Here is a 15,614-nt window from a genome sequence, read left to right as displayed (position 1 = left end):
GGGGGGGGGGGGGGGGGTGTGCTGGGGGCCCCCAGGGCGGTGGTCCCGCTCGGCGGGGGGGGGGGGGGCCGGGGGGGGGGGGGCCGGGGGGGGGGGGCGGGGGGCCCCCGCCGACGTCCCCCGCCGGAGTGAATCCGGCCCTCGCGTACGCGTAGGCGGTTTGTGCGGTGCGCTCCCAACTGCCCTCGGAATCGGGGTATTTACAACTTCCCGGCATACCGCCATCTTTCGGGCACGGCCTGGTGGTCGGGTCGGTCGATGTGCGATCGGAGTGCGATTCAGATGGGGCGTTCGGTGCGTGAGGTCTACGACGAGTACGCGGCGGCGGGTCGGTTGCGGGTGCCGGTGGCGGCGTGGCGGTGCGTGACCGGGAGCGGCTTGATCCCGGCTCCTGACGCCGGGCCTCGCTTGTGGTCGCGGGCGGTGGTGGAGGCCGCCGACCCCGAGGCGGTGCGGGCGGCGCTGCGGAGCCCGATCGGTGCCGGGGTGGCGGCGGACCGGTTGACGGAGGCGTTGGGGGTGCCGCTTGCGATTCTCCGGCCGAGGGTGAGGGCCTCGGCGGTCGGCCGCCTGGTGAACGCCGGTCTGCTGGTCTACTTCGGCGGCGACGTCGAGTTCCCCGACGTCCACCCGACCAGGTGGCCGCCCTCGCCCGCCGCCGGGACCTGCCCGCCCTCCTGGACCGCCACGTGCCACTCGGCCCGGACCAGGCCGCGGTACGCCTCGGCGTCCGCCGCGTCGACTTCGACCAGGTCGTCAGGCTCGGATGGCTGTCCCCGGTCGGCTCGGTGGACATCGACTACAAGCGCCACGGCGGGGGTGACCACGGACCCCCTGTACGACGCCCGCGACATCGCGCTCTTGGAAAGCAGATGCAGGATGGGCGACGGGGCTGGCTGCCGAAGTGGCGCTCTGACAGGTCACCAGCAGTACGCAACACCCGGCAGTACACGCAGTTCGCAGTTCAGCAATATGAGCAGTACCCGCGTTGCAGCAGTTCGCAGTATGAGCAGTACGCAGTTCCCGTTTGGTAAGTGAGTGATCCAGAGGGAAAGAACGGAGGAACCAAGGCGCCATCAGGATCGCCCGGACGAGCAGTAAGGAGTCCGGGTACCGCAGGACATCGATAGTGAGGTGGTCTCCGGTCACGCATCCGCGATCCCCGCATTCCCCTCCCCCGGGTGGGCATGCGGATACAGAAGGCCGGCGCAGTACCAGGGCCGGCAGATGGTGTGAGTAGTTCCTTCGGGGCCCTGGTGCCATTGGCACCAGGGCCCCTCCACGTGTTCCACAGAGAGGTTCGATGACCGCAGACGATCCGTTCGGCCGTCTCGATGACGACGACTACCCCGCCTACACCATGGGCCGGGCCGCCGACATGCTCGGCACCACCCAGGGCTTCCTCCGCGCGATCGGCGAGCACCGCCTGATCACCCCGCTTCGCTCGCCGGGCGGGCATCGCCGCTACTCCCGCTATCAGCTGCGTATCGCGGCCCGCGCGCGCGAGCTCGTCGACCAGGGCACCCCGATCGAGGCGGCCTGCCGGATCGTCATCCTCGAAGACCAACTCGAGGAAGCAAAGCGCATCAACGCCGAATACCGCGGCACCGACCAATCCCCGTCTCCTCAGGCCGCGGCCTGAAGACCGCCGGAACCCGCCGCACCCGTGCTCCGTCGCCCCCGGTGGTCGTGCGGCGGCCGTGTTGCGGAACCGGTTCTGCTCCCGCTCGTCGAGAATGGGATCCACACCGCCCCGGATGACCCCGAGCGTCCGGGGCGGCCGCCATCTACCGGGCAACCGGGCGGGTACGGTAGTTCGCGTACGGGGATGGCGAGTCGTAGCGCGGCTTGGGCGGTCGTACGTGCGGGCACCCGGTTCTGCCCCGGCTTGTCTACGCCGGTTCCGCCCAGGTGATGTTCGGCGCGTCCCGCGCTGCTCCTCGTTGCAGCGGCCTTTCCCGATCGGGGCATTAGGACCGCACCGAGCAACTTTTGCCGAGTTCTGCCTGGCCGTGTTACGACGTCTATTTCATGGTCATCGAACTCAGCGCACAGCCCGGTACGGGAGCCGGCCTGGCCTTGGACGATGTGGGGGAGGCCGATCGGTACCGGGCTGTGCGCTGCGGCTGGTTCACATGGCGGTCCGGGGTGACGGCGTGAAGTGCGCCGGGTCCAGGGCCTGGTGTTTGTCAGTATTCGCCGTGCTGCTGGTCCTTGTAGTGGTCCTTGTCGCCGCCGCTCTTGTTGATGCAGACGTTGCCGAAGGCGGGGTTGAGGAGGCCGACGACGTTGACGGTGTTGCCGCAGATGTTGACGGGGATGTGGATGGGGACCTGGACGACGTTGCCGGACAGGACGCCGGGGGAGCCGATGGCGGCGCCTTCGGCGGTGGCGTCGGCGGCCGCCAGGCCGGCGCCGCCGGCGAGGATGGCGGCGGCTGAGGCGGTGACGGCTACGGCCTTTGTGATACGCGACATCAAGATCTCCTGGTGAATGTGGACCTGCCGCAGGGAGTACGGCACGCGCCCCTCCAAACAGCACGGGGAGGGAGCCGGTTACGGCAGTTGGGCCGGATCGGTGACCTGGGCCACCTCTTCAGTCGTGTCGGCAGGGCGGGGCGCGGTTCGGCGGGGTCTGCGGTGTGGGCGTATGGACCCGGTCGCTCATGCCTGTCTCGCCGAGGGCGCGGTATCCGGGCGGCCCACGTTCGCCGGTGGTGGGTGAGACCTGGAAGCGTTCGGCGGCCCGGCGCAGCGGCCGGCCGTCCTCGACCACGCAGCGCGGCACAGCCGCCCGGGTCTCGGTCATGGCGGGGTTATGGTGTGCCGCGAGGGCCTTTCCGGCCGGTGTAGATGTCGCACTCCACACGAACCCGGAGGGCCCTCACCCGTTCGAGATCCCTCAACCGTGACCTGCACCCGTCCACAACCTTGCCGGACAGAACACCTAGGGCCTGTCCCGCAAAGATCTCCGAGTCGTCTTGGGCGTGGTTGGCTGCGGTGTGGCCCGCTGGTCTATCCGGCGAGAGCGAGGTTGTGCATCCGGGCGATGCCGAGCATGGCGTGGTGGACGCAGTCGCCTTTGAGGCGGCAGTCGCGGAGGATCTTCCAGGTCTTCATGCGGGCGAGGACGTGCTCAACGCGGGCACGGACCTGCTTGTGGGACCTGTTGTGGTCCTCTTTCCAGGGCGGGAGTTCGCTCTGGCCACGCTCTCTGCGGTGTGGGATGACGAGTCCGGTGCCGGGGCAGCCGGCTTCGGCGATCGTGAGGGTGTTGCCGACGACGGCCTTGGCGCCGGACTCCTCCCATGCCTTGCAGTCGTTGCGGTTCCCGGCGAGCGGCCGGCCGACCAAGACGACCAGGCGGGTGTCAGCCTCGATGACGACCTGGTGGTTCGTGGAGTATCGATAGTTCTTCGAGCGCTCGGCGATGGTGTGGTCGCGGGTGGGGACCAGGGTGCCGTCCACGATGAGCACGGTGTCCTTGGAGAACCGCTTGCGGGGCTGAAGGGCGAGCAGCGGCCCGAGGTGGTCGATGATCCGGTCCGCCGCCGACTTGGACACCCCGAACAGCGGAGCGAGCTGCCGCATCGTCAGGTTCGTGCGCCAGTAGGCCGCGACCGACAGAGCCCGGTCCTCCAGCGGAAGGCTCCACGGCCGGCCTTTCCGGATCGCGTCCGCACCCTGGCGCCGCAGAACCGATACCAGCTTCCCGAAGGTGCGAGGACTCAGCCCGGAGAACGGGGTTATCCAGTAAAATTCCGACGCCGTGATCACACTTGCCATACCAAGATCGTTCCACGGTATGGCCAGCGGTTTGGTCCGCCTCTCAACTGCCGCTCAGCGGAGACGTCCACGCGGGGTCGTGTCGGGATCTCCTCGTAAGGTGCGCCAGCAGGTGCTCCGCCGCGAGGGAGGCTGTGTCTTGCGGCGCGCCGACTGCGGTCAGGGCGGCGATGAGCCTTGCCGATGCCGTGTTCGGCACGTTCGGGTCGGTGAGGAGGGGAAGCAGCAGCAGGAAGCGGGTGGCCGTGTCCTGGGCGCCTTCGTCCGCAAGGGACGGGCTGTCAGCGATCCGGATCAGTTCGTGCCATGTCAGCCCAGTGCCCGAGAAATCTCCGTCCCAGCTGGCGATCTGCTCGGCGTAGCTTCTGTCTGGATGGGTGAGGAGGTAGTCGGTGCCGTAGTCGCCGTCCAGGTTGCGGTAGATCACCACGGCCCCGGGTCCGCCTTTCGCCGGCACTCTGAACACGGGCCAGTGCTCAGGATCGAAGAGGACCTCGGACAGGGCATCGGCATCCGCGCCGTCCTCACCGAACCACTCCGGAACCGGCCGCTCTGCACACCCCCCGTCGCTGCACATCGCTAAGAGGTAGTTCGACCAGAAGCCCGGGTGGAGCAGCAGTGACTCGCCCGGCACCAACGGGCCGACGTCGTATCCCTTGATCAGCACCCCTCGATCCTGTCACCAGCCACTGACACGGTCCGATCCGGGTCGGCAATGGGACGCCGCCCAGTTACGGGACAGCCCTTGGGGAGGGGCGGGGATGAACCGCGTCAGCGCCCTCGCGCCGAGCGGACCGTGATCGTTGTCGCCGGGATTTCCTGTACCCCGGCCACGCACACCCGTATCGGGCCCAGTGGATGCCGAATGCGGCCGGGGCCGCCCCAGGGGATCGACCGGTCTGCTGCTCGCTTCGGCAATCGGGTGCTCCCGTTCGGTGCCCGCGACAGCTTGGCCGGGGTGGGGAAGGGATGGGGGTTGATGCCGGAATCGGCCGGCACAGGCGAGAGAGGAGTTGACGGTGGAGACATCCGAGTTGGAGAGCAAGGTGCAGAAGCTGGAGACGGCGTTGGCCGTCCAGGAGGCTTCCATGGCCGGTTCGCAGGCGACGCAGGCCGCCACGCAGGCGGGGATGACTTCCACGTTCGCCGCCGCCCACGGCGGGACCTGGGCGGTGATGGGTGCCGGTAGTGCCGCGTTGATCGTCGGTATCTTCCTGGGCATGGCGATCGCCAAGGGCTGACGCACGCTCGCTCCCGTAAACCGTTGTTCGATTCGCGCCGCCCTCGCCGGACAGGGTCCGACGGGGGCGGCGCGCTCCGCGGACTGCCCCCCCACAAGCGCGAGGCGGCCATCGCTCTCGCGAACACCCTCTCCGGGAGGGGTTTCGGCGGGTACCCCTCCCCGCTGGTGGTGCGGCTGACGGACGCCTCGGGGGGTCCCAGTGGATCGCCCGCACCGTCACGTGTGAGCAGCTCGACGCACGGCCGGCCGCCCCCGAGGAGCGGACGCGTGCCGGGCGGGTGCCGGTGGACGTGCTGCCCACCGGACCACGCGTGGGGGACCAGGTCCTGGCCGGTGGTCGTCTGGCCGCGATCACCGACCTGCGTTACCGCTACGGCGCCACCCGCACGATGATCCTGGACAACGGCCGTGTTGCCGTCGCGGAACGCGCGGTGGGCGTCTACCGCCCTCGCACTTGATCCCGGCCGGCCCGGGCGAGGGTCACCCGTGCGAAGGCGCCCGGCGCATCACCGCCTACGTGCAGGGGCGGGGGGTGGTTGGGTGTGGGTGGATGCGTGGTGGGTGGATCGGCGTGTGTACGGGGTGGAGTCGCGCGAGCGGGACTCGGGGCCGAAGCCGGGGCACGCCTACGTGGAGCTGGTGGGCGGCCCCTGGACGGAATGCTGCTCGACGTGACGGGCTGGCCCCCGCAGGAGGTCGTGGACGGGGCGATGATGATGTCGGAGCACGGCCGGTTCGGGCCGGGAGGCCGGTCCGAGTACGAGCCGGCCGAAGCGGACCCCGGCGCCGCCGGGGTCGGCCGGTTCGTGTGGCGCGGCGACGTCCCGTAGGCGGCATGCGGCCGTACCGGCGCAGGGGTGCGGCTGGCCTGTTCAACACCCCGTTCGCCTGCCACGGCCGCGGGTTGTCACGCTGCCTGCGTTCACGCGTCAAGGCACCGGCCGGTGGCTCTCACCGCTCTCGGGGCGCGTCACGGGCACGCCCTGGGGCCGGCCGGCGCAGGGCGGACACGTCGGTGGTGCGGTCCTGCCGACGGGCCCGCCTGATCCACCTCCCTACAGGTGGGCGCCTTGACCTCGTAAACTCGTCTCGCCGGGGTTTGGGAGGGAGTCGAGCGGCCACACGAGGCCTTGTAGAGCTTTTTCTATCGTCGGGAGTGATCAGCTGTGTCGGACGAGCAGAAGACCGAGGCGAAGGCGGAGCAGGCCAAGGGCAAGGTCAAGGAGACGGCCGGCCGCCTGACGGGCAATGAGGGGATGACCGCCGAGGGCCGCGCCGACCAGGCCAAGGGCGATGCGCGCGAGGCCAAGGAGAAGGTCAAGGACATCTTCAAGCACTGACCGTGACGTGCAGGGGCCGGTACCGCAGCGGCGGTACCGGCCCCGTCCGTGTTCAACACACCCGGGACTCAGCCTGGTCCCGCAGACGCCCAATCCGTCCGGGTACATGGTCGTCGATGTCGTTCTTCTCGAAGAGGAGCACCGTCTTCGTGGCGGTGACGCGCCTGCTACGCCGGTGGCGTCCTCGTCGAACCGTGACCGGGACAGGAAGGGGCCGACCGTCTGGGGCCTGGGGTCGGGCTTGTTGAGCGGGTTCAGGGTGCGAGGTGAAGGCGCAGGGTGAGGCCGGTACGGGTGGCGCGGATTTCGACGAGGTCGCACAGCTGGTGGATCATCCACAGGCCCCGGCCGCCGTTACCGGAGGTGAGGGTAGGGCGCCGGCGTCCGGCGAGGGGGTTGGCCAGGTGGCCCTCGTCGCGGATCTCGGCCACGGCGGTGCCGTGCTCGCTGGTCCACAGTCGAAGGATGCCGGTGCCGCCTCCGTGGGCAACGGAGTTGGCGGTGGCTTCGCTGATCGCGAGTACAAGGTCGTCTTTGCGGGCCCGGTCCAGGCTTGTGCCTTCCAGCCAATCCCGAGCGCGCTGGCGCGTCTGGGCGAGGCCGCCTGCGGCATAGGGAAGGATCATGCGTGTACTGGTTCGGGCAGGGGTTCGTCGCAGTCGGCGCAGACGACGGCGGGGTCGATGTAGGCCGCACTGTCCAGGTCACGGCCGTTCTCGAGGAGTGTGGGGTGGGTGCGCCGGGCGTCGGCGACCACCGCTTCGGGTAGGGCGGTAACGTCGTAGGGGCACAGGATCGTGGCGGGGCGGCCGGCGAAGGCGGTGTTGATGAGCGCCTCGTGCCGGGTGGCTTCCAGCGTCTCCGAGCGCGAGCGGCTCGGCCAGATCGGCTCTCCCACGATGCGAGCGGCCCGGCCGGGGTGCCGGTCGGCGAAGTCCTGCAGGGCCGCCAGGATCCTCCCGGGGTTTCGGCCCAGCACCGCCATGTCCGCGAAGTCGACGTCTGCGGCGTCGCCCCCCAACCACCCGCGCAGAGCGTCCAGATGTGCTTCGGGCACCGCCACGAACGTGGGCTCCTCTGCCCTGAGCGCGGCACGCACAAAGCCGCCCACTCCACTGACGTACTCCTCCTGGGTGCGGTAGAACAGCGCGGGATGCACGAAGGGCCCAGCATCCGGAACGGTGGTCACGCTGTCGGTCATGCCGCCATCTCCAGGACACTGCACTCGTCGGGGAACATCTGGGCTGCTCGCAGCAGCGACGGTGGAGGTTGATGCAAAACCAGCCGCCGTCCCTCACTCCTCAAAACGTCGGCTGCGCGCACCAGTTGGGCAACGGCGTCGACGTCGAAAAAATCGACCCCGGTCAGATCAAGGTTCACGACGGCGCCGGGCACGCGGACCAGCGCGCTCAGGGACGCCGCCAGATCCGGACGCGAGTCCAGATCCGCATGACCGACCAGTCGCGCCCCCAGCCCCTCGTGCAACGGCGTCACATGCAGCGCCGGCGCCGGATGCGCGATGTGGGAGCCTTCGCCGTGGTGGCCTGCAGCCACGTGCGTGCGATGCGCGGCAATCGGCAGGGCCGCGGCGCCGGCGATGTCCAGGCGCCGATCGAACAGGCACAGCCCGGTCACTGGAAGATCGGCGAACACCTCTGCTTCCAGGCGCAGTTCGTACTCCAGGAGTCGCTCCGCGCCCGGCACCTCCCGCGTGCACCAGTCCATCTCGCCCACGACCCGCAGCCCCGGATACCCCGCCGCCACCGCTTCCTCGCACGCCTGCCGCATCCCGGCGATCACCGCGTCCGGGTCGAAGGGAAGCAGCCGAAGATAGGACTGCGACGCCCCATGGACCGCCAGCTGCCCCCTTACCTGGGCCGCGTCGACATCCAGTCCGGCCGCCTCGAGCGAGTCGGTCACGGTGCGTGCCGCGGTGGTGTCGGTGAAGTACAGCACCCGCTCGCCGTTCGCCAGTCCGGCGCCGACAAACCCCGTCACCGCCCGCGACTTCTCCTGATCATCGCTGTAGGCGCAGCACGAGTGGTCACCCCGGGGCGGGTGAGGCAGACCGGCATGGGCTGGGGGCACCTGCGACTCCACGGTGGTGAGGGACATCGGCCGACTGTTCCGGCCGGGCCCTGAAAAGCCTACAAGAGGCTGGCGAGCAGGTGGCGCGTGGCGACGTGCGCGAGAAGCATAGGTGAATGTCGCCGGCCTTTGTGGGGCAGCCGCAGCGGGAGCCGTGCCCTTTGACCATCCGACCGGCGGGGCTGGGGGAAGTTCGGTGGTGGGGAAGCTGATGGCAAGGAGCGCGCGGTCGTCGGGGGATTCGGCGCCGGGTTGGTGGTTCAGGAACATGTCGCACAGGTCCGTGGCAGTGAGGCCGACACTGGTGTGGGCCAGGTCCCTTAGGCGGCCCAGGCCGGTGTCGAGGTTCTCTCCGCGCCGTTCGATCAGCCCGTCGGTGTAGAGCACAAGGGTGTCCCCGCGTTGAACGTTGACCTCCACCTCGCAATATTTTGCCTCCCGTACGGGGCCGACCGGAGGTGCCAGGGCCTGGTCGAGGTAGCGGCTGGTGCCGTCGGCGCTGATCAACAGGGGCGGTAGGTGACCGGCTCTTGCATAGCGAAGGGCGTTGGTGCCAACCGACCCTACTGGCGGCCCGCACCGGTGATCTTCAACGGGTCGGCGGATGCCTTACAGCCGCACCCGTCCTCACCTGCGGCCTTCGACGAGCAGGAGCAGGGGTGGGCACGGCGGCGCTGGCCGAGCCACCAGGTTCCGGCGGCGAGCACGGCCAGGACGACGGCGAGGGCGGGCAGCCAGCCCACCACCGCCCCGGCCCCGGCGCCCACGACGCCCGCGGTGATCAGGACGGGCAGGGCGCAGCACACCACGCAGGCCAGGGCGGCCAGGCCCCCGAGCGCCTTCGGGGCGCGGTGGGGACGGGAATCAGCAGCAGGGTCCGGCATGGCGGTTCTCCTCGGCGAGGTCGGTGAAGGGGATGGGGCAGCAGTCCATCGAGGCGCAGGCGGTCAGGTCGTCGCAGCCCGCCGCGACGGCCGCGATCAGGGCGGTGCGGATGGTGGTGAGGTCGGCGATCTTCGCGTCGACCTCGGCGAGCTTCGCCCGTGCGCGCTCCTGGAGCCCCGCGACAGGGCGGCCGTGGCGGTGCCGACCGGCCTCCAGGAGTTCGGCGACCTCCTCCAGCGTGAACCCGAGCCGCTGGGCCGCCTTGATCACCCGCAGCGCGGTCACCGCGTCCTCGCCGTACAGGCGGTGCCCGCCATTGCTGCGTTCCGGCTCGGCCAGCAGGCCGCGCCGCTCGTGGTAGCGCAGGGTCTGGATGTTCACCCCGGCCGCCTCGGCAACCTGCCCGCTGCGCAGGCCCGTGCTCACCGCGACTCCCCGGTGGCAGAGGTCCGTGCGGCGAGAGCGTCCAGGACAGCCCCGTGCACCGGGTCCACGCGATGTCCAGGACGATCAGATCCTCGCCCGGGGTGGTGGCGAAGGTGAAGAACGAGCAGCAGCCGCTCTCGCGCTCCACCAGGTCCTTCACCCGCCCCTCGACGCCCGGCCCGCCAGCGAGGTCGAGGCGCAGCCGGAGCGGCTCGGGCCTGGAGAGCGAGGTCAGCCGCTCGGTGAACAGCGCGTCCCACTCCGCGACCCGCAGGGGCCGCTCCATGGTGGGCAGCGTGCAGGACTGCGGCACCCACGCCAGATCACTCATCACGCTCACTCCCGTCATCACGCCCCGAAGGCGGGGACACCTCCGACGGTAAACCTGTACCTAGGTACAGGCTGCAAGACCTGGACGCGCCTATAGCTGGGGAGATCCACTGAGCATGTGTGGGGTGGGCCGAGTATGGGGTGCGCCAATTTCAAAGAGCCCCATCACCCTGGCGCAGACCCGACTCCTGCACTCACGCGGCAGGGCCGTGCTCTCAGGCGGTATCCCGGAGGGGCAAGGCGGGGACGGCGGTGGCCGAAGCCCATGACGATAAGCGCAAGAAGTGCCTGCTTCGCCTCGGTCCGTGGCGCTCTCCCGCTCCTTGTCCTGGTCACCCAGGAAACGGGGAAGGCCCCGGTCCGCGCGGGCCAGAAGCTCGGGGGAGGGGGTGCCGAAATCCGGCCGGACCGCCCTCGACGCAGTAGGCGAGGCGGGAGTGGTCGTCGACGGCGGTGTGGATGTAGCTGTAGCCGGCGTTTGCGGTTCTTGCGGCCGGCTTGGCGGCCGAGGGCCTTGTGGCCGCCGCCGTCGGGGATGTTGCCGAGTTTCTTGGTGTCGACGTGGATGAGTTCGCCGGGTCGGTCGCGTTCGTAGCGGCGTATGACACGGCCGGTCGTCCTGTCCAAGTGGGCGACGCGGGCCAGGCCGAGGCGGGTCAGCACGCGGTGGACAGTGGGGGCGGGCAGGTTGCCCCGGACCGCAGCGCCTCACCGATTCCGCCCGGAAGGGCGTGCGGCCTCGGGGTGCATCGGTACAGCGGTTGCCTGCGACCGGGACAAGGTCTTCTCCGCTGCGCACACCGTTTCATCCCGTGGTGATGCGTTTCGGCCTTTTTCCTGGCGGTTCATCGTGGTTGGGCATTCTTGCTCCCGGGGTGGGCGTAGCGTCCTGCCGGTCCGGTCCGTGGTGGGCCGGCAGGTCAGAGGGTGGGGACACATGGCTGGTGGGGATACGACTCCGCAGGAGCGTTTGGAGCGTCTTGAGGGTTTGTTGACGGGGACGCGTCGTGATGGGCGGATGGCGCGGGCCTTGGAGGGTGCGGGGAAGAGGAATGTGCTGATCGGGGCGGCGTTGCATGCCGCTGACCGGTTGCGGCGCGGTCATGCGGCGACCGATCTGGAGCGGGAGCTGCTGCAGGCGTTGCGGGCGGCGATGACGGATGCGGAGATCAAGGAGTTCGGGCGGGTCTACCGGGAGTCGGTGGACAAGCTCGGACGGCTGGACGCGGTGCCCGAGGTGATCACCAGCCGTGCGGTGAGCTCCGGTTACAGTGTCGCCGACCTGAAGGCGGACTTCCCTGCGATGGCGCAGGAGTGCATGGCCAGGGCGAACATGTCGGTTGTCGACAGCGAGGTGCTGGCGGCGGGGGGCACTGTCGACAGCCCGTCGTTCACCAGTGCCACCCGCGAGGCCGGTTTCGGTGCCACCGCGGCACGCATGACGCCGGCAGGGCAGGCGCAGCCGAGTCCTGCGCCGACGTACCCGGTGAAGCTGGAGTTGGAGAGCTTCTACGTCGAGCGGGCGGTGGGGGACGGCTTTACCGGTGGGAAGGACGAGATCTACTGGTGCGTCACGGCCTCCAGCGACAAGTGGAAGGCTCCGGTCTTCAGGTCGGAGGAGTTCGGATCGGTCAAGAAGGGGGAGACCCGCTCCTTCTCGTCGTCGAAGCGGGTGGTCTTCGACGGGCAGGCGAGCAAGGGCCTGGCGATGCACATCATGGTCTGGGAGGCCGACCAGAGCACCAGCCAGTGGTACGACAAGCTTCAAAAGGCCATGCAGACGCTGTGCGACCGCCTGTTCAACACCTGGCAGTGGCAGGTCGGCGGGGCCATCGGAGACGCCGGACTCGTCGGTGGCTTCATGATGAACATGGTGGAGTTCGCCGCCACCTTCATCACCTTGTTCCGTAACGAAGATGACCTCTCCTGCGAGCGGGGCCTCGTCCTGGACCAGCAGACCCTCGCCGTGATGACGCACCGCGGGACCACCGACTGGCACTTCAACGGCGACGGCCACCACACGCTGAAGGTCAAGTCCACCGGACCCAAGGTGCCCTTCCCCACCGGCACCCTGGAATACGCCGTGCGCACCGGCAGCAGCTGGGGCAAGCCGATCGCCCTGCCGTGGCAGAGCATGACACCGCCCGCCCTGGCCTCCTACAACGGCAAGCTCTACGCCGCCTACGTACGCCCCGACCAGGCGGTGATGTGGACCCGCCTGGAGAACGGCCAGTGGCGCGCGCCCGAGCGGATCGGCGGCGACCAGAGCTACTTCGCCCCCGCCCTCGGCGTGGCCCACGGCAAGCTGTTCTACGCCGTCACCGGCAGGGACGGCGGGCTCAACACCCGCACCTTCAACGGAACCACGTGGAGCGCGATCTACAACTGGAAGGGCTACGGCTCGGCCAAGGCCCCCTCCATGGCCACCCACCGGACCCAGCTGTGGCTGACGCACATCGGTGCCGACGGCACCATCCACCACAACACACACGACGGCAAAGGCTGGCACGGGCCCTACCAGGACAACCTCGAATGGACAGTCAACCACCCCGTCACGACCGCCAGCTGGGGCGACAACCTGTGGCGCATCGCCCGCGGGACCGAAGGCAAGTTCTACACCAGCAGTCTGCACACAGGCGCAGACTGGACGGACCGGGGCCTCATCGGGAACTGGACCACCCCCAGCGGTCCCGCCATCGCCGCTCACGACGGCAAACTGTGGATCTTCTTCCGCGACGGCAACAGCTTCCTGCGTGCGGCAAGCCGCAGCGCCAGCACATGGACAGACATGCACCACGTCAGCGGAACCGACGCCATCAAGCTGATGGACGAACCCGCCGCCGCCTCCCACAACAACAAGCTGTACGTGATGTACCGCCGCTGATCCCCGCCACGCCCGGTGACGGCCCCGCAGCCCGGCTCCCGGAGAGCCGCGGCACGCGGTGGCCGTCAGACGGCCCGATCCCCCTGCCGGGGTGAGCTGGAGACGGTGCACCCGAGACGCCCGTCATCTTCACGGTGCACGAACTCAAGCGCCTCATAGGCCCGTCGGGCTCGTCAGACCGAGATCAGGTCGCACACAAAGATCAGGGTCTCGCCCGGCCAGAAGGGCCCCCAGGCGGAGAACGTCAACCCGGTCTAACCCCAACCTGCGCACGTTGTCGGCAGCTGAGCCTGCCGTGATCGCCGGCCGGTCGGTTGCGGTGAGGTCTTGCGCGGTGTTCCACAGTGTCGGCCGGGGTCGCACAGCCGGTTCGGTCTGACGGCCCGTTTCGCGCTCTCATGGCGCCGTCCCTTTGTCGGCCTGGTGGCGGGCAGAGGACGACGCGCGGTGAAGTGCGGTGATCCGGCAGGAGGTCCGGGTGTTCGCTTCACGGATGAATGTTCCCCGTGAAGGGCGGGCCAGGGCCACGGTGGTGGGGAAATCGGCTCGTTGGTGGACCGCCGACCTTCACACGAGACGTCGTGCGTGGTGAGGTCGGGCCGGGTTGGGAAGTAGTCCTCGCGTCGGTCCGCGGGTGTCAGTCGTCGTAGTGGTCGCGGCTGCCGGACTTGGCCAGTCCCCGGCTGATCATGTAGCCGAAGGTGAGGATCACGATGTACAGCCATGCCTTGTCGGCGCGGAAGTAGTCGAGGTGTCCCTCCTCGGTGCCTACCACCATGGAGGCGATCAGGACGGCGACCACGGAGGCAATGTAGACGAAGAATTCCGTCGTCTTGAGGGCCGACTTCGTCTCGGTCGACAGGCGCCGTGTTCCGGGGCCGGAAACATCCGTGCCGACGGCGCGGTGAGCCGGGGTGCCGGCCGGGTTCGCAGTGGTCATGGCTGGTGTCCAATCGGTTGTGCGAAGCGCGTGACGCGTTCCACGAGTCGGGATCGCGCCAAGATCGACGCCGTCCTATCTGGCGACTACCCCCAAAGAGCGGGAGTGAACATCGCGTAAGGCCGCATTGCACGACCGAGCGGCGCGCGGTGCCGAGAGCCGATGGGAGTCGGGGGAGTGGCAGGCGGCCGCAGCCGACCGGGCACTTGCCTGAGAACTGCTGACGGCCTTGAACTGGTCGGTTGGGCCTGCGCAGGCACTGGAGTCGCTGCCGCTGGATCAGCAGTTCGCGAAGCTGCGCGAGAACCTGGGCGCCCTGGCCGCGGTGGCGGCGAACCCGTCCAGTGCCCTGGGGCGATTCCTCGGCGGGAGCGTTGCCGCACTCGCCCCGGTCGTCCGCCGGCACCCAGCCGATTCCCACAATACCGCCGGCATCGTTCCCGACCGCGACCAGATCACCGACGCGGCCCTGGGCTTCAGGCGGCTGCGCAATCTTTTGCTGACTGTCCAGGGCTGAATCAGGCCGGCTCGCCCGGCCTTCGAGCGCCCCACCGTCCGGCCGGTCGCAGGGTTCGATACCTGCGACTTTACTGTGGACCACATCATCGACGCCGACCTCAGCCGGCACCAGTGGAAGGACGCGACATCGTGGTCGCGGCCGTGTCGTGGTGGACGCGGATGCGGGTTGCCGGGGTGCCTGGCCTGGAGCCGCAGAGGAGGCTGGTACGGCGTGGGTGGGGGAAGGGTTGTTGTCAGCATCGGGCGTCGGCCCTGGCCCTGGTATGTCACGCGGGATGTCGAATGCCGCGGCTTCGCGGTGCGAGGCGTCGGCCGGTGGCGATTATGGTCGGGCGCAGTCCGTGCCGATCAGGCGTGCGCGGGCGAGGCCCGGTGACCAGAGCGCTCTGGCGGCAGTACCACCGGGCCGCCCCGTCCTCCGCCGACGGGACGTGGCTGTGTGGCGTGTGGCAGGAGTGCCCGTAGCTGCCGCCGAGTAGGTCGGTGGGGCTCAGGTCAGGCGCAGGTCGACGCTGATGGTCTTGCCGTGGGGGTGGGTGGTGATGCGGATGCGCTGGGTGAGGCGTTGGACCAGTGGCCACCCGTAGCCACCCGGCCGGCCGGGGATGACGATGCGCGTTGAGGGAGCGCGTGGATTCTTGTCGGCGACGGTCAGGTGGAGAGTGTCGTCGGCGATATCGCTGTGGAAGGCGGTGATGCCGCCGCCGTGCTGGATCGCGTTGACGACCAGTTCGGAGCCGACCATGAGTGCGTCGGCGGCGGTGACGCTGTCGAGACTGATGCCCGCGCGCTGCAGCAGGGCACTCAGGCGGTGGCGGGCGGCGGCTGCGGTGGTCGGCGGTCCTGGCGGGTGGCTCGTGGGACTCCCCCTTCGGCGGGTGGGACGGCAGGTGTTGTCGGTGATTGTGGGCGGGTTCATACCGTCTTCGCCTGCCCGTGGAACGCGCCGGCCATGCCGCCACAGACGGGTGGGCTTTGCGGGCGGTTCGAACAGGGCGGGGGTCGCCGAATGCGCGGCGCGGCCGCTTCGGCCACAGCGGCCGCCCCGATCGCGGGGGCCGCCGCTCTGTGGCCGCAGCCTAAGACCGTGTCCTATGTGGTGAGGCGGACGAGTCGTTTGTAGCAGCAGAGGGCGGCGGCGAGGCCGAGAAAGGCCAGGTAGTTGCGGGGGTTT

Annotated in this window: 17 protein-coding genes and 3 pseudogenes; 7 read left to right on the top strand and 13 right to left on the bottom strand. The window is 69.4% G+C overall.

Features of this window, described 5'->3' with window-relative positions:
• Nucleotides 1-593: 593 nt before the first annotated feature.
• Nucleotides 594-827, bottom strand: coding sequence for a hypothetical protein (locus ACFVXJ_RS30590; RefSeq protein WP_389666639.1), 234 nt, complete (start codon nucleotides 825-827; stop codon nucleotides 594-596).
• A 476-nt stretch (nucleotides 828-1,303) separates the two neighbouring features.
• Here ACFVXJ_RS30590 and ACFVXJ_RS30585 point away from each other — a divergent pair, with 476 nt between their 5' ends.
• On the top strand, nucleotides 1,304-1,642 hold the full coding sequence (locus tag ACFVXJ_RS30585; RefSeq protein ID WP_389666637.1) for a MerR family transcriptional regulator: 339 nt from the start codon (nucleotides 1,304-1,306) through the stop codon (nucleotides 1,640-1,642).
• A 547-nt stretch (nucleotides 1,643-2,189) separates the two neighbouring features.
• Here ACFVXJ_RS30585 and ACFVXJ_RS30580 read toward each other — a convergent pair.
• The 4 genes and pseudogenes from ACFVXJ_RS30580 to ACFVXJ_RS30565 form a co-directional block, all read right to left on the bottom strand.
• On the bottom strand, nucleotides 2,190-2,477 hold the full coding sequence (locus tag ACFVXJ_RS30580; protein WP_136216992.1) for a chaplin: 288 nt from the start codon (nucleotides 2,475-2,477) through the stop codon (nucleotides 2,190-2,192).
• Between the two features lie 141 nt (nucleotides 2,478-2,618).
• Nucleotides 2,619-2,808: pseudogene (locus ACFVXJ_RS30575) on the bottom strand (IS481 family transposase); the annotation flags it as partial.
• A 206-nt stretch (nucleotides 2,809-3,014) separates the two neighbouring features.
• Nucleotides 3,015-3,785 (bottom strand): transposase, encoded by a 771-nt coding sequence (locus ACFVXJ_RS30570; RefSeq protein WP_389666635.1) that lies wholly within the window; start codon nucleotides 3,783-3,785, stop codon nucleotides 3,015-3,017.
• Between the two features lie 43 nt (nucleotides 3,786-3,828).
• The gene (locus tag ACFVXJ_RS30565) at nucleotides 3,829-4,452 is read right to left on the bottom strand and encodes a hypothetical protein (RefSeq protein ID WP_389666634.1); all 624 of its coding nucleotides are present in this window, start codon (nucleotides 4,450-4,452) and stop codon (nucleotides 3,829-3,831) included.
• Nucleotides 4,453-4,804: 352 nt separating this feature from the next.
• Between ACFVXJ_RS30565 and ACFVXJ_RS30560 the strand changes: the two genes are divergently transcribed.
• The 4 genes and pseudogenes from ACFVXJ_RS30560 to ACFVXJ_RS30545 all read left to right on the top strand — a co-directional run bounded on the left by ACFVXJ_RS30560 (nucleotide 4,805) and on the right by ACFVXJ_RS30545 (nucleotide 6,368).
• A complete protein-coding gene (locus ACFVXJ_RS30560) occupies nucleotides 4,805-5,026 on the top strand; it encodes a hypothetical protein (protein WP_389666632.1) in 222 nt (73 codons plus the stop codon).
• A gap of 313 nt (nucleotides 5,027-5,339) precedes the next feature.
• The gene (locus ACFVXJ_RS30555; protein ID WP_389666631.1) at nucleotides 5,340-5,486 is read left to right on the top strand and encodes a hypothetical protein; all 147 of its coding nucleotides are present in this window, start codon (nucleotides 5,340-5,342) and stop codon (nucleotides 5,484-5,486) included.
• An 88-nt stretch (nucleotides 5,487-5,574) separates the two neighbouring features.
• A pseudogene (locus tag ACFVXJ_RS30550) lies at nucleotides 5,575-5,858 on the top strand (hypothetical protein).
• A gap of 336 nt (nucleotides 5,859-6,194) precedes the next feature.
• Complete coding sequence (locus ACFVXJ_RS30545; RefSeq protein ID WP_136217646.1) at nucleotides 6,195-6,368, top strand: CsbD family protein; 174 nt, start codon at nucleotides 6,195-6,197, stop codon at nucleotides 6,366-6,368.
• A 254-nt stretch (nucleotides 6,369-6,622) separates the two neighbouring features.
• Here ACFVXJ_RS30545 and ACFVXJ_RS30540 read toward each other — a convergent pair whose 3' ends face one another.
• The 6 genes and pseudogenes from ACFVXJ_RS30540 to ACFVXJ_RS30515 all read right to left on the bottom strand — a co-directional run.
• Entirely contained in the window at nucleotides 6,623-6,994 is a 372-nt protein-coding gene (locus tag ACFVXJ_RS30540) for an ATP-binding protein (protein ID WP_389666629.1), read from the bottom strand.
• On the bottom strand, nucleotides 6,991-7,569 hold the full coding sequence (locus tag ACFVXJ_RS30535; protein ID WP_389666627.1) for an anti-sigma factor RsbA family regulatory protein: 579 nt from the start codon (nucleotides 7,567-7,569) through the stop codon (nucleotides 6,991-6,993). The genes ACFVXJ_RS30540 and ACFVXJ_RS30535 overlap by 4 nt, the downstream gene beginning before the upstream one ends.
• The gene (locus tag ACFVXJ_RS30530) at nucleotides 7,566-9,062 is read right to left on the bottom strand and encodes an MEDS domain-containing protein (RefSeq protein WP_389666649.1); all 1,497 of its coding nucleotides are present in this window, start codon (nucleotides 9,060-9,062) and stop codon (nucleotides 7,566-7,568) included. The genes ACFVXJ_RS30535 and ACFVXJ_RS30530 overlap by 4 nt, the downstream gene beginning before the upstream one ends.
• A complete protein-coding gene (locus ACFVXJ_RS30525; protein ID WP_389666626.1) occupies nucleotides 9,020-9,340 on the bottom strand; it encodes a hypothetical protein in 321 nt (106 codons plus the stop codon). Before ACFVXJ_RS30525 ends, ACFVXJ_RS30530 begins: the two co-directional genes overlap by 43 nt.
• Nucleotides 9,321-9,767: a MerR family transcriptional regulator gene (locus tag ACFVXJ_RS30520; protein ID WP_389666624.1), complete on the bottom strand. Its 447-nt coding sequence runs from the start codon at nucleotides 9,765-9,767 to the stop codon at nucleotides 9,321-9,323. The genes ACFVXJ_RS30525 and ACFVXJ_RS30520 overlap by 20 nt, the downstream gene beginning before the upstream one ends.
• Nucleotides 9,768-10,519: 752 nt before the next feature.
• Nucleotides 10,520-10,784 (bottom strand): annotated as a pseudogene (locus ACFVXJ_RS30515) (IS481 family transposase); the annotation flags it as partial.
• Nucleotides 10,785-11,151: 367 nt separating this feature from the next.
• On the opposite strand from ACFVXJ_RS30515, the gene ACFVXJ_RS30510 reads away from it, so the two are divergent.
• Nucleotides 11,152-12,981 carry a hypothetical protein gene (locus ACFVXJ_RS30510; RefSeq protein WP_389666622.1) on the top strand — a complete coding sequence of 610 codons (1,830 nt, stop codon included), beginning with the start codon at nucleotides 11,152-11,154 and terminating at the stop codon, nucleotides 12,979-12,981.
• A gap of 637 nt (nucleotides 12,982-13,618) precedes the next feature.
• Here ACFVXJ_RS30510 and ACFVXJ_RS30505 read toward each other — a convergent pair.
• Entirely contained in the window at nucleotides 13,619-13,921 is a 303-nt protein-coding gene (locus ACFVXJ_RS30505) for a hypothetical protein (protein WP_389666620.1), read from the bottom strand.
• A 229-nt stretch (nucleotides 13,922-14,150) separates the two neighbouring features.
• Between ACFVXJ_RS30505 and ACFVXJ_RS30500 the strand changes: the two genes are divergently transcribed.
• On the top strand, nucleotides 14,151-14,438 hold the full coding sequence (locus tag ACFVXJ_RS30500; RefSeq protein ID WP_389666618.1) for a hypothetical protein: 288 nt from the start codon (nucleotides 14,151-14,153) through the stop codon (nucleotides 14,436-14,438).
• Nucleotides 14,439-14,930: 492 nt separating this feature from the next.
• On the opposite strand, the gene ACFVXJ_RS30495 is transcribed toward ACFVXJ_RS30500, so the two are convergent.
• The gene (locus ACFVXJ_RS30495) at nucleotides 14,931-15,359 is read right to left on the bottom strand and encodes an ATP-binding protein (protein WP_389666616.1); all 429 of its coding nucleotides are present in this window, start codon (nucleotides 15,357-15,359) and stop codon (nucleotides 14,931-14,933) included.
• Nucleotides 15,360-15,614: the final 255 nt, after the last annotated feature.

It is taken from the genome of Streptomyces sp. NPDC058279 (assembly GCF_042881255.1).
Taxonomy (GTDB): Bacteria; Actinomycetota; Actinomycetes; order Streptomycetales; family Streptomycetaceae; genus Streptomyces.
The sequence above is the reverse complement of the archived record's forward strand: the minus strand, read 5'-3'. Positions and strand labels throughout refer to the sequence as shown.